General features: G+C 44.7%; 14 protein-coding genes. 2 read left to right on the top strand and 12 right to left on the bottom strand.

Going from position 1 to position 12,496, the window contains the following annotated elements:
* The first annotated feature begins 83 nt into the window (after positions 1-83).
* Entirely contained in the window at positions 84-755 is a 672-nt protein-coding gene (queC, locus tag EYQ95_RS02085; protein ID WP_207916198.1) for a 7-cyano-7-deazaguanine synthase QueC, read from the top strand.
* On the opposite strand, the gene nagZ is transcribed toward queC, so the two are convergent.
* Entirely contained in the window at positions 731-1,726 is a 996-nt protein-coding gene (nagZ, locus tag EYQ95_RS02080; protein WP_111914374.1) for a beta-N-acetylhexosaminidase, read from the bottom strand. The genes queC and nagZ overlap by 25 nt on opposite strands.
* 76 nt (positions 1,727-1,802) lie before the next feature.
* Between nagZ and EYQ95_RS02075 the strand changes: the two genes are divergently transcribed.
* Positions 1,803-3,113: a S41 family peptidase gene (locus tag EYQ95_RS02075; protein ID WP_111914376.1), complete on the top strand. Its 1,311-nt coding sequence runs from the start codon at positions 1,803-1,805 to the stop codon at positions 3,111-3,113.
* A 7-nt stretch (positions 3,114-3,120) separates the two neighbouring features.
* Here the strand turns inward: EYQ95_RS02075 and EYQ95_RS02070 are convergent, their stop codons facing one another.
* The 11 genes from EYQ95_RS02070 to prfA form a co-directional block, all read right to left on the bottom strand.
* Positions 3,121-3,447 (bottom strand): DUF1330 domain-containing protein, encoded by a 327-nt coding sequence (locus EYQ95_RS02070; RefSeq protein WP_111914378.1) that lies wholly within the window; start codon positions 3,445-3,447, stop codon positions 3,121-3,123.
* 42 nt (positions 3,448-3,489) lie between these two features.
* Positions 3,490-3,858 carry a HigA family addiction module antitoxin gene (locus tag EYQ95_RS02065; RefSeq protein ID WP_207801079.1) on the bottom strand — a complete coding sequence of 123 codons (369 nt, stop codon included), beginning with the start codon at positions 3,856-3,858 and terminating at the stop codon, positions 3,490-3,492.
* Positions 3,830-4,114 (bottom strand): type II toxin-antitoxin system RelE/ParE family toxin, encoded by a 285-nt coding sequence (locus tag EYQ95_RS02060; RefSeq protein ID WP_111914380.1) that lies wholly within the window; start codon positions 4,112-4,114, stop codon positions 3,830-3,832. The genes EYQ95_RS02065 and EYQ95_RS02060 overlap by 29 nt, the downstream gene beginning before the upstream one ends.
* A gap of 24 nt (positions 4,115-4,138) precedes the next feature.
* Complete coding sequence (locus tag EYQ95_RS02055; protein ID WP_111914382.1) at positions 4,139-4,648, bottom strand: GNAT family N-acetyltransferase; 510 nt, start codon at positions 4,646-4,648, stop codon at positions 4,139-4,141.
* A 17-nt stretch (positions 4,649-4,665) separates the two neighbouring features.
* Entirely contained in the window at positions 4,666-6,978 is a 2,313-nt protein-coding gene (locus EYQ95_RS02050; RefSeq protein ID WP_111914384.1) for an acyl-CoA dehydrogenase, read from the bottom strand.
* A gap of 23 nt (positions 6,979-7,001) precedes the next feature.
* On the bottom strand, positions 7,002-7,628 hold the full coding sequence (locus tag EYQ95_RS02045) for a TetR/AcrR family transcriptional regulator (RefSeq protein ID WP_111914386.1): 627 nt from the start codon (positions 7,626-7,628) through the stop codon (positions 7,002-7,004).
* Between the two features lie 120 nt (positions 7,629-7,748).
* Complete coding sequence (gene kdsA / locus EYQ95_RS02040; protein ID WP_111914388.1) at positions 7,749-8,594, bottom strand: 3-deoxy-8-phosphooctulonate synthase; 846 nt, start codon at positions 8,592-8,594, stop codon at positions 7,749-7,751.
* Positions 8,595-8,612: 18 nt separating this feature from the next.
* The gene (locus EYQ95_RS02035; RefSeq protein WP_111914389.1) at positions 8,613-9,008 is read right to left on the bottom strand and encodes a SirB2 family protein; all 396 of its coding nucleotides are present in this window, start codon (positions 9,006-9,008) and stop codon (positions 8,613-8,615) included.
* 10 nt (positions 9,009-9,018) lie between these two features.
* Positions 9,019-10,524: a DUF3369 domain-containing protein gene (locus EYQ95_RS02030; protein WP_111914391.1), complete on the bottom strand. Its 1,506-nt coding sequence runs from the start codon at positions 10,522-10,524 to the stop codon at positions 9,019-9,021.
* A 50-nt stretch (positions 10,525-10,574) separates the two neighbouring features.
* Positions 10,575-11,411 (bottom strand): peptide chain release factor N(5)-glutamine methyltransferase, encoded by an 837-nt coding sequence (gene prmC, locus EYQ95_RS02025; protein WP_111914393.1) that lies wholly within the window; start codon positions 11,409-11,411, stop codon positions 10,575-10,577.
* Positions 11,408-12,496, bottom strand: a complete 1,089-nt coding sequence (gene prfA / locus EYQ95_RS02020) for a peptide chain release factor 1 (RefSeq protein ID WP_111914395.1) — start codon at positions 12,494-12,496, stop codon at positions 11,408-11,410. Before prfA ends, prmC begins: the two co-directional genes overlap by 4 nt.

The raw sequence follows: 12,496 nt of genomic DNA, 5'->3' as shown, positions 1-12,496 counted from the left end.
CAAACGGTCCTTATTGTATTTAAAGTTCTATCGAGCTTCGCAGTGCGCTAAAATATACGGGAATTATAAAGGAGAAGACAGCTGTGAGCGAATCGGCGTTAAAGAAAAACATTGTGGTTATCTATTCTGGCGGAATGGACTCATTTACGGTGTTGCACAAAGCAATTCAATCAGGGAAAAACGTTCACGCACTGTCGTTTAACTACGGGCAACGTCATAAACGTGAATTGGTTGCCGCTGCCGCAGTTTGCGAGCAATACAACATTCCACACAAAGTTGTAGATATAAGCGCAATTAACTCGCTTCTTGCAGGTTCTTCCTTAACGGACGACATTGATGTTCCAGACGCAGAATATGCAGAAGAGAACATGAAAAACACTGTGGTGCCTAACCGCAACATGATTCTCCTTTCACTTGCAATTGGCTATGCGGTGTCACTGGATGCACAAGAGGTATGGTACGGCGCGCACTCTGGCGACCATGCAATTTACCCAGACTGTCGGCCAGAATTTGTAAAAGCCATGAACGACGTTAGCCAAATAGCTAACTATGAACCGGTAGACATTGTTTCGCCTTACCTAACTAACTCCAAAGCTGAAATTCTTGCCGATGGCTTAAATATGAACCTCGACTACAGCAACACATGGACTTGTTATAACGGTAGAGAAAAAGCCTGCGGACGTTGTAGCGCATGCCGCGAACGTTTACAGGCTTTTGAACTTAATAACATTCAAGACCCACTAGCGTACGAATAAGCAAGTTCTTTCGCAGCGCGGTGACGTTCAGGGTTTTGCTCAAATGCTTGCCCTAATAGCTTGGTAACCGCGCTTTCATTGCCTTCTGGGACGGGTGTTCCGCTAATTACAGCTTCTGCTGCTTCTCGGTCGTTACACACTAACAGTAGCTCGCCACCGGCACTAAAAGCCGCTTGCGCTCTGGCATTCACATCGCCTACTACCTTAGCTCCTTCCATAGTTAAATCGTCGCTGATCACTACACCTTTAAAGCCCAATTCTTCACGAAGTACGTCCTGCACCCAAAACTTTGAAAAGCCAGCAGGCATAGTGTCTAGCTCAGGGTAAATGACATGAGCAGGCATAATGGCGTCTAATTGGTCTACCAGTTCTTTAAATGGTACTAAATCTTTCGACCATATCTCTTGTTTGCTGCGCATATCTTCCGGAATCGCGATGTGCGAGTCGGCTACTACCGTTCCGTGACCAGGAAAGTGCTTACCTACATTACGCATTCCTGCTTCACGCATACCCTGCATAAATGCACTTGCAAGCTTTACAATAAGCTCTGGTTGTTCTGCAAAAGCACGATTACCAATAACTTCACTGTCCCCGAATACGTCGAGTACTGGCGCGTAACTCAGGTCGATGTCTAAGCATCGCAACTCATAAGCCATAAGCCAGCCCATCTCTTTCGCGTCATTTTGGGCTTTCTCGAGGTCGTTTGGGTAGTGCTGGTAAAAGCTTGCCATGGCAGGAATAGGTGAAAATTCAGAGCGGAAACGCTGTACTCGCCCCCCCTCGTGGTCAACGGAAATCAAAAAAGGTCTTTGAACCGCGTTCCGAATGTCTTGGATTAGCTCTTTTAATTGTAACGTATTGTCAAAGTTACGAGTGAACAGAATCATGCCTTGTACAGCAGTATGTTGGAACAGTTCTGCATCTTTCTCTTCAAATCTTGTGCCTTCAATATCAATCAAATAACCGCTCATGCACTCTCTTCTCTTCTTGAATTATCGGTAACGCTCACTCATTATGTTACTAAGATGTTTAGAGGTGTGAAACGTTATGAAAGTAAAATATCCGCTTATTTTAGGTTTAAGTCTGTTAGCCACCAGTTGTAATGTCGAAGACTTCACGCAAATGGAAGTTGTAGGCGACGTTGTTGGAAGTTGTAGCCAAACAGGGAAGAATCGTGAAATGGCTGCTTTCATGTATGAATCTTACCTTTGGAATGACGACATTCCTGCGAATATTAATCCCTCCCAGTATTCTAGCTTAGACGCACTGCTTAATGCGATGAAAAGGCCCGACGATCAATTCTCGTTTTTACTCACCGAACAAGAATACATCGACCGCTATGTAAATGCTGTTTATTACGGGTTTGGCTTTAGCAGCAATAACAGAACAGACCTAGACGTTATTGAAATTCGTTATGTCTACGATGGCTCTCCCGCAGGGCAAGCTGGGCTGAACCGTGGAGACCGTATTATTGAGGTTGACGGTGTTAGCATTGAAGAATGGTTCAATCGCATATCACAGGGCACTGCCTCAAATAGCGACATATTCGGACCGAACGAATTAGGCATTGAAAAAGACATTGTATGGCGGACACCTGACGGTCAAGTACTCAGCGCCATTATGAGTAAAGAGGAAGTTGAAACAAACACTGTTATGCACACTCAAAGGGAACAAGTGGGTGATGTTGAAGTGGGTTACTTTGTATTCGACACGTTTATCAATCGCTCTGCACAAGATTTGAATACCGCTTATGACCAACTAGACGGCGTAGACGAGCTCGTGATCGACCTGCGTTACAACAGCGGCGGTCTTATTCGTATCGCTAATCAATTATCGTCTCAAGCCGCTTGGAACAGTGTTCAAAACGAGATCTTCGTGACCTACAGATACAACGACAACTTCCAACCCAACTCCATTCTATTTGATTTGGGTGAAGGTATTACCCGACTCAACGTAGATAAAGTTTACGTACTTACTACGCCATCGAGCTGCTCTTCATCAGAGTTAGTGATTAACAGCCTAAGACCGTTTGTCGACGTAGTCACCATTGGTGATAGAACGTGCGGCAAACCAGTAGGCCAAAGCCCACGACAATTCTGCGATGAAATTCTCTTCTCTATCAATTTCGAAACAGTAAACGCCGTAGGACAAGGTGGGTACTTCGATGGCATAGCACCTGACTGCAGTGCACCTGACACTATAGTTGGAGACTGGGGAGACAATAACGACCCATTGCTGTCAACTGCTTATCACTACATTGAGAACGGTAGCTGCCCGGCAACTGCCACGACCTCAACGACTGATTGGCAGCCCATGCAAAGAAATCCGCTACTCGATAAATTTGAAAGCGAGCATTAAGTGGAGTTTACGCCTCGTCTTTTAAGATGGGGCGTAAGTCTTCTAGCTTATCGAACAAGTGCCAAATATAGTTGGTTGCTCCCTTTTCCCTATGAGGATGCAGGTCGGCAAGTTTGGGGTCGTTTCGGTAGCTCTCAAAAGCCTCTTTAGATTCCCATTCAACAAGTATCATTACTGTGCGTGGCTCAATATCACCCTTCGCAGCCTCACGAAACTTTCCCAACGAAATCACTTTGCCACCATGCGCCGTAACTTCGGATACTGATCGTTTGGCGTAAGCTAAGTAACTTGCTTTGTCTGCAATATCGAAAAGGTTTAGCGCGTACACAGCCATAGTGAGTTCCTTGTTAGCCTAAATATAATGTTCAAGATCCAATCAAGAGCTAACAGTAACTTCGCTCTGAATCGTTTCTATTTGCTCAAGCTTATCTTTAATAGCTTTTTCAGCTAACCACAAATCTAATTCACGTTGAGCGTTTAACCACACATCAGCGGAGTTACCAAACAACCGCGACAACCTCAACGCCATCTCTGGACTTACCGCCCTTTTCTCACGAACTAATTCATTTATGGATTGACGAGAGACACCAAGTAAACGCGCAGCTGAGCTCACCGTGAGATTATACTCAGGAAAAAAATCCTCTCTTAACATTGCCCCCGGATGAGTAGGCACTCTGTAGGGACGTTTACAATTAACCAATGACAAAATAGCCCCCTTATTTATGGTAATCACATATTTCAACATCGTAAGCATCTCCATTTTCGAAACGAAAACAGATGCGCCATTGGTCATTAACTGATATGGCGTGTTGCCCTACACGATCACCGCTTAATGCGTGGAGTTTGTTACCTGGAGGAACTCTCAGATCTTCAATACTTGTAGCCGAATTTAAATAATCCAACTTTCTTGAAGCCCGCTCATGAAGACTAAACGGTAGTTTCCTACAACGCCCCCAATTAAAGAACTCTAATGTTCTTTTATTAGCAAATGACTTGATCAATTGTAACGCCTAGCGTGACAGCCGTCAAAGGGTGCGGATTATAAAACGCTGAACAACACCAGAGTGAGCATCACCAGTAACCTCAGAGTGGAGCTCTCCACCACATGACTGAATGAGGTTAGCTGATGCTGGATTAGACTTTTCACAATGAATATGGATTTCTCGAATACCCATATTCGTTGCCTGCTCTAAAGTCTTTTGCATGAGAATTTTACCGACACCACTTTTCCTTACCGATGGCCGAGTACTTAAGCCTATGTGCCCACCCATAAACCTAATGGAGTCATTAAGCTGGTGCCGTAAGTTGGACACACCGACTATTTCACCTTTATCAATAAGCCAATAGGTAGTGCTGGCAACGTAATTTTCAGGCAATCGAATACCGTTTCGAATCTCTTCTATACGTTCTAAAAGTGCGGAAAAATCTTGATGGTCGAAGTCTAAGGGAAAAGGATAACGTTCCTCGTCCCCTAGTTCTTCAATATAGCTTCTATACGACAGCTCGTATTCCTTGGTAGGTAAAATAAGTTCCATCTTATTCAAGTCCTTGCTTAGTCGACTAAGCTCTCATATTTGTTGTTCTTAAATGCTTCGAAGGCAAAGCTATCAACAGCTATAGCTCGTTTACGTAGCTCTTCACAGGTTTTAAGTGCAGGAACTTGGTCCTCGTCAACGAGTCCTAGTTTTGCAGCAGCATCAACCCATTCATCACCGCTTAAGTTGCGGTCTAACTCACCGGTTTTTTCTGCTTTCAATAGCTTTTTATATACTGACTTCAGTTCAAACATAAGCTGGAAAGCAAGTTCCATGTGGCCGGTCATATCTTTTGGATCTTCTTTGTAATATGACAAGAACGTATGACGATCACGTGTTCCACCCGGTATCATCATTTGCTCTGAAATATCACGAGCGTCTTTGTCTGATGGTGCTTTGAAATGAACACCGAACGGGAAAGTAAGACGACGCAAAATACTACCCACGTAACGTGCTGGGAAGTTATCAAACGCAGCTGAAAATGCCTTCCCAATCTCAAATAAATGATGATCTAACGCATAGCGAACAAACGGCAAGTCGGCAGCTAAGCGCCCTTCGTCTTCAAATCGTTTAAGAACTGCAGAGCCCATGTATAGGTGGGAAAGTACATCGCCTAAACGCGCGGAAAGCATTTCACGACGTTTCAAATCTCCGCCGAGAGTTAACATAGACATATCTGCACATAGCGCAAGTGCCCTACTTAGTCGTGAAAAGTGCTGGTAATAACGCACTAATTCACCGCTCACAGGAGCAGATGCGAAATGCGAAGAGGTAATAGCATGCCAGAAGCTACCCAACGTGTTCCTTGCGGCAAAGCCAATATGGCGAATAAGCAATGCATCGAAGTCTTTTAAACCTTGCTCTTCGTCTGAATTGCTTGCGGCTTCCATTTCCTTTAATACATATGGGTGGCAACGGGTTGCACCTTGACCGAAAATCATCAGATTTCGGGTAAGAATGTTAGCCCCTTCAACCGTAATTGAAATAGGAACGCCCAAATAGCCATTCGCTAAATAGTTTAACGGCCCCATTTGTATGCCTTTACCCGCATGAATGTCTAAAGCGTCATTTAATACAGTGCGCCCCATTTCCGTCATGTGGTATTTGGTCATTGCGGTAATCACAGAAGGGCTATAACCATTATAAAGAGACAGTACAGTTAAACGTCTCATCGACTCTAAACTGTAATTTAAACCGCCAATACGGCCCATCGCAGACTGTACACCCTCAAATTTCCCAATAGGCAAACCAAACTGCTGTCTTACATAAGCATAAGCGCCGGTGTAACGCTCCGCATTATGGCCGGAGGCAGTAGCGAGAGCAGGTAATGAGATCCCCCGACCAGCTGACAAGCACTCGACGAGCATACGCCAGCCTTTACCTGCGTAGTCAACACCACCAATAATCCAGTCTAGTGGTATAAATACGTCTTTACCTTGAGTTGTGCCGTTCATAAACGCTTGCATAAGCGGTAAATGGCGGTCCCCTGTTTTTACGCCCTTATGGCTTGTTGGAATAAGCGCACAGGTAATGCCTAATTCTTCCTTATCACCCAGTAATTGCTCGGGATCATAAAGCTTAAATGCCAAGCCAAGAACTGTAGCAACAGGCGCCAATGTAATGTAACGCTTGTCCCAGTTCAGGCGAATACCAATAGCCTCTTTGCCTTCAAATTGGTCTCGGCACACCACGCCTGTGTCGGGAATACCGCCGGCGTCTGACCCTGCTTCTGGTCCCGTTAGAGCGAAACATGGGATTTCGTCACCGCAAGCCAAAGCCGGAAGCCAACGCTCTTTTTGCTCTGCTGTACCGTAATGGGTTAAAAGCTCGCCTGGACCTAACGAGTTTGGCACCATAACGCTGACAGCGGCGCTTAATGAACGGGTGGCAATACGAGCCACAATATGAGAATTAGCCGCAGGGGAAAAGTCTAAGCCACCATATTCTTTGCCAATAATCATGGCAAAGAATCGTTCCTTTTTGAGGTAGCTCCACACCTCTTCAGGTAAGTCCTTTTGATGCGCAATAATTTCAAAATCATCGAGCATGTCTAACAGCGTTTCTAGCTGATTATCAATAAACGCTTGTTCTTCTTCGGTAAACTTTGCAGGCTCCGTACTTAGCAAGTTCTCCCATTTCGGATTACCTGAGAATAACTCACCGTCCCACCAAATATCTCCGGCTTCCATGGCTTCACGCTCAGTCGTCGACATTGGCGGAAGTACTCGCTTGAAAAATGCAAACGCTGGCTTTGAAATAAGCCTTTTCCGCACATCTGGAATACCAAATACGATAAGGCCGGCAATAATGATTAACAGTAATAAAGTCATTCTGTACTCCGATGCAATAGTTGCTATTTGGCGGCGATACCCGCTGCAATATAGGGTAATAATCTAGTTAGCATTTGCTCTTGTGGTTCGGGATCATTGAAATCTGCTTCTGCAATTTCACATAGCGCTTGGCTAGATACTTGAGCAAATAAAACTGTGCCTAATGCAAAGTGTAGCCGCCAAAATAGATTTTCGGCAGACAAATGCGCATTTGCCCGATGAAATAAATTGAAAACATAGCTAATAGTTTCACCGAATCTTTGCATGGTGTATGCACGCAGGTGCCCTTGTATCTCGCTGTATGCGTAACCTAGTAGTTTTAAATATATTGCAGCGCCACCATTACGTACTTCTTCAAGCTGAGAGAGTGGTCGTACAAAGCACGCGAGAATATCTTGGTTACTAGGTAATTCATTGTCATCTAAAGCGTCGAGCTCTGTTTGTAGCGCACACATAAAAACCGACTGATAACGAGCCATAACCGCCTGAATAAGCGCTTTTTTCGAACCAAAATGATAGTTAACTGACGCCAAGTTAACATCTGCTACTTGAGTTATTTCTCTTAAAGAAGTGGCTTCAAAACCCTGTTCTGAAAACAAAGTTTCTGCTGCTCGAAGAATACGCTCAGAGGTTTTCGCTGCTTTTTTCATGAAATACTTGCACCCAGATACTGTAACCACCCTGTTTAAAACAGGTGTTTAATTATTGGGTTACTGTACCTGACTGCAATATATTGAACAAGTATTGTCAAACGATAAAATATCGCCCAACTACACTGACGTATCTAGCGGTGAAAAGCTTTTCACTAGGTCATCTACAGCTTTCATTTGTTGTAAATACGTCTCCAAACGAGACAGTGGTAATGCACATGGACCATCACATTTTGCCTCATTTGGGTTCGGATGTGCTTCGATAAACAAACCTGCAATTCCCAAAGCCATACCACTTCGGGCTAGTTGTGCCGCTTGAGCCCTACGACCATCGGCAGAGTCAGCTCTTCCACCAGGTCTTTGCAGCGCATGTGTGGCGTCGAAAATAACTGGAGCGAAGGCTTTCATGTCGTCCATGCCGAGCATATCAACAACAAGGTTGTTGTAACCAAAGCTAGAGCCGCGTTCGCACAGCATGATTTTCTCGTTTCCTGCTTCTGCAAACTTAGTCAGAATGTGACGCATTTCATGCGGTGCTAAAAACTGTGGCTTTTTCACATTAATAATTGCACCGGTTTTAGCCATAGCAACGACTAAGTCAGTTTGACGAGCTAAAAATGCTGGTAACTGAATAACATCCACAACTTCAGCTACCGGGGCAGCTTGGTGAGGTTCATGCACATCTGTAATCAACGGCACTGAGAATGTTTTCTTGATCTCTTCAAAAATACGTAACCCTTCTTCCATGCCAGGGCCACGAAACGAATGAATAGACGAGCGGTTAGCTTTGTCGAATGATGCTTTAAATACGTAAGGAATACCGAGTTTCTGTGTGACATCTACGTAATGCTCTGCAATTCGCATAGCTAAGTCACGAGACTCAAGTACATTCATACCACCAAATAAAACAAACGGCTTGTCGTTGTTAACAGGAATTCCTGCAACATCTACTTGTTGAATTTGCATGTTCGCCTCTTGAAGTTTTTACAGCACAGTTGCAAACAAAATAGGTTGTTTTGCAAATGCTACGTGCGCTAACCATAACCAAGTGAGAATAGCGATTAGAGAAAACGGCACTTTAGTTACAGCTGGGAAACGCCCTTTCAATGCCAAAACAGCCAGCACAGAAAATACGACATAAATGAGGAAACCAATAAACTTTTCGGTGTGGAAACCGCTAGTAAATGGATGAGCTCCCGTAACCACCAAAATACCCACAATCGAGAGAACGAATAAACCGTCTACAGCATGAGGAACAATTTTAAGTGGTTTGCTATTCAGCTTACTGGAGTCTTTCCATGCCAATACTATTCTGGCCAATAACGATACGAAACTTAATACCGCAAATAAGGCATGTAAATGTTTAAACCCTTCGTACACTGAATATCTCCTATAACGAGTCGAGCCGCATTACTAGCTCATAAAATGACTGACCTTTTTTCTTAACCAAGTCGCAAAGTTCAGCAGGATATATTTTGCCTCTCTCAGCTTCAATACGGCCAATGATATCTTCAAGTGGTAGGTCTTGGTGAACCAATTCATAAAACATTCGCGCCAAACCAAATACAAATGCTTCATCAGAAATTTCGTCTGCTAATTTACCGGCCGGTAGTCCCATGCCGTCACTGCGTTCTAAACGCTCATCCAAAGCACGCACAGCAACTTGGCTTACTTTACTGTCGGCCATTTGTAGTGGTCGAATGGCGCGTATTATACGTTGTTGGCAAGGTGATACTTTACTGGCTGGTTGCTCTTCTATTAATGCAAATAGCTTTTCCGCGCGCTCAAACAGTGTTGCAGCCGTGCCGGCAACCTGTGCTTTCTCGCCAGACCATTTCAACTCTTTCATAAATTCAGCAACAAGCTGTACATAGGCGCTTTGTTTTTCTGGGTGTTGAGCATAGCTTTCCTGCTCAAGTTCCATAAGGCGAGCAACTAGCTCTGATAGCAACTGGTCTGTGTCTTGTAGGCAAATTACGTTATCGAGAGCAACTTGCACGTTGTCTGCAAACAATTGCAGCAACTCCTTCTCTTTAACAGTTAAGGGGCGAGATAGCCCTGCGAGACAAAGCAAAGCTCCCTGAGGCCGGCACTGGCTCGGACAATAGGCCAAAACAAAGTCTTCGCCATAATAAATACTATGGGTACGAATAACCGAGTCGAGCTCCACCAAAGCCTCTTTCGGTAAGGCAGACTTGATAATTTGTCCTTGCAGATGGTCGGCGTCTTCTCCGTATGCTGCACGAACCTTCATTTCACTCGACTTTTGAGTTTCATCTGCCGCCGCATAGAACGTTTGTCGAGCACCGCCAATTAGCCAACTTAATTGCTGGACTAAACCTGAAATAAATTGCTCCATTGACTGCAAAGCAAAAAGGTCATTAGTCGAAGCAATAATTTTTTCTAACCCATTACGGCTATGCACAATGGAAATAATGTCACGGTAACTACGAAGGCTAGACATCACTGCTGTAAACAGTTTTTGTGCGGTAAGTTCAGTTTTAGATTTGTAGTCGTTGATGTCGTAATTAACGATAACTGTGCGCTCTGGCGCTTGTCCTGGTTGTCCAGTGCGCAAAATAATACGTGTATAACGATTGCCAAGCTCCTCACGAATATAGCGCGCAACATTTAACCCTGCGTCGTCTGTTTCCATCACGACGTCTAAAAGCACTATTGCTGCATCAGGGTTGTTCTTAATCAGTTCTTTTGCTTCGGCGCCCGAATGAGCACTATGGAACTCTAGGCCACGCCCTAGAAATTGAAAATCACTTAAAGCCAGCTTAGTAACGGCATGAACTTCCGGTTCATCATCTACGATAAGGATTTTCCAGCTTTCTTCGGGTAAATCCTGCTCTTTCTCTGCTTCATCTGCAAATAGAAAGTTACTTTTCATCAGGCGTTCAATCTCCCAACTGCATCTTGTCGCTTATTAGAAAACGAGCTTTATACACTTTTCTGCGCAAAGGTTACGCGATCCAAATTAGCATAATCTTGAACGGTGTTAACCCTTTTATAACCTTTTTTCAAAAAAATATCCCGCACTTGTAATGCCTGTTCAGCGCCATGTTCAAGCGCCAGCCACCCTTCGTTGCACAAAAAATCTAACCCGTTTGTAATAATGTATTCGATATCCTTGTAACCTTGATGCTCAGAAATAAGAGCAGATTTCGGTTCAAATTGAACATCACCGCGAGTTAAATGAGGATCCTCGGGGTCTATATACGGAGGATTAGATACAATAAGGTTAAATGTCTTGCCTAGTTCTACCTTGCTGAACCAGTCGCTCGTGAATACTTCTACATTACCAAACTCCAGTCTAGCTAGGTTTCTTCGGGCTAATTCCACCGCCTCATGAGACTTGTCCACCGCAATAATTGCCCAGTCAGGCTTTTCAGAGGCCAGGGCTAAAGCGATAGCTCCTGTCCCGGTGCCCAATTCAAGCACATCGGCGTGCTCGGGCACCTCAAGCTCTAAACAGGTTTGAACCAGTATTTCAGTATCACTTCTGGGAATTAATGTAGAGTCGTTAACCTCTAGGTCAAAAGTCCAAAACGACCGTGATCCGGTAATAAAAGCGACAGGTTCGCCTTTAGCTCTGCGCTCACTAAATGCTTTAAACTGCTCTAACTGCTCATCGGAAAGTTTCCTTTCTGGCCATGTGTATAAGTACCCACGGTCACAATCTAAAACTTTCATAAGCAGCCACTGAGCATCAATTAACGGCGTTTCAGACGTTATAAATAACCCTTTTGCATAAGACAGTGCCTCTGCTATGGTCATTCGCCACCGTCAGCTAGAGACGCTAATAGGTCAGCTTGGTGCTCTTGCAGAATCGCATCTAAAATAAGATTTAGCTTACCTTCCACAACTTCATCAAGGCGGTATAGCGTAAGGTTTATACGATGGTCTGTTACACGCCCTTGCGGGTAATTGTAAGTACGAATACGCTCTGAACGGTCACCACTAGCCACCAAATCGCGACGCGTTGACTGCTCTTCCTCGGCGCGTCTTGCATCTTCTGCCGCTTGTAGGCGAGACGACAACACAGACATAGCTTTAGCCTTGTTCTTGTGCTGTGAACGTTCTTCCTGACACTCAACAACAACACCGGACGGAATGTGAGTAATACGCACTGCAGAATCTGTACGGTTAACGTGCTGACCACCAGCGCCTGAAGCACGGTAAGTGTCAATGCGTAAATCTGCCGGGTTGATTTCAATCGCTTCGGCTTCTGGAATTTCTGGAAGAACCGCTACGGTGCACGCCGAAGTATGAATTCGACCTTGCGACTCTGTTTCTGGCACACGTTGCACACGGTGACCGCCCGACTCAAACTTCATGCGACCATAAGCTCCGTCACCGGCAACATAAGCAATAACCTCTTTGAAGCCGCCGTGCTCGCCCTCGTTGCAACTTACCATGCTTACTCGCCAACCGTTGTCTTCGGCGTAACGTGAATACATTCGGTATAAATCGCCCGCAAAAATAGCGGCTTCATCACCACCTGCACCAGCCCGAATTTCTAAGTAACACGGTCTTGAGTCGTTAGGATCTTTCGGTAGCAGTAGAATTTGTAGGTCGCTGCTCAAGCGTTCTTGTTCAGCTTGTGCTGTTTCGAGCTCTTCCTCGGCCATTTCTTTTAGGTCAGGGTCGCTCATCATGTCTTGTGCAGTTTGCTCGTCTTCTTTAGCCTGCTGCCAAGCATGAAAACAGGCTACTGTTTCTTCAAGTTGAGAGTACTCTTTCGATAGCGCACGAAACTGGTTTTGGTCCGAGATAATTTCAGGACTTCCTAGAAGAACTTGTAATTCTTCATAACGCTCTTGTAACGACTCTAACTTGGTCACTAACGACGCTTTTAGCAT

It is taken from the genome of Lysobacter sp. N42 (genome assembly GCF_004344885.1).
This window is presented reverse-complemented; position numbering and strand designations above follow the sequence as displayed.

Coding starts and splice junctions, on each gene's coding strand:
- EYQ95_RS02045 (WP_111914386.1), bottom strand. CDS start 7,628: ATGAAAAAAGCAGCGAAAACCTCTGAGCGTATTCTTCGAGCAGCAGAA.
- EYQ95_RS02050 (WP_111914384.1), bottom strand. CDS start 6,978: ATGACTTTATTACTGTTAATCATTATTGCCGGCCTTATCGTATTTGGT.
- prmC (WP_111914393.1), bottom strand. CDS start 11,411: ATGACCATAGCAGAGGCACTGTCTTATGCAAAAGGGTTATTTATAACG.
- prfA (WP_111914395.1), bottom strand. CDS start 12,496: ATGCTAAAAGCGTCGTTAGTGACCAAGTTAGAGTCGTTACAAGAGCGT.
- EYQ95_RS02075 (WP_111914376.1), top strand. CDS start 1,803: ATGAAAGTAAAATATCCGCTTATTTTAGGTTTAAGTCTGTTAGCCACC.
- nagZ (WP_111914374.1), bottom strand. CDS start 1,726: ATGAGCGGTTATTTGATTGATATTGAAGGCACAAGATTTGAAGAGAAA.
- kdsA (WP_111914388.1), bottom strand. CDS start 8,594: ATGCAAATTCAACAAGTAGATGTTGCAGGAATTCCTGTTAACAACGAC.
- EYQ95_RS02055 (WP_111914382.1), bottom strand. CDS start 4,648: ATGGAACTTATTTTACCTACCAAGGAATACGAGCTGTCGTATAGAAGC.
- EYQ95_RS02030 (WP_111914391.1), bottom strand. CDS start 10,524: ATGAAAAGTAACTTTCTATTTGCAGATGAAGCAGAGAAAGAGCAGGAT.
- EYQ95_RS02070 (WP_111914378.1), bottom strand. CDS start 3,447: ATGGCTGTGTACGCGCTAAACCTTTTCGATATTGCAGACAAAGCAAGT.
- EYQ95_RS02065 (WP_207801079.1), bottom strand. CDS start 3,858: ATGTTGAAATATGTGATTACCATAAATAAGGGGGCTATTTTGTCATTG.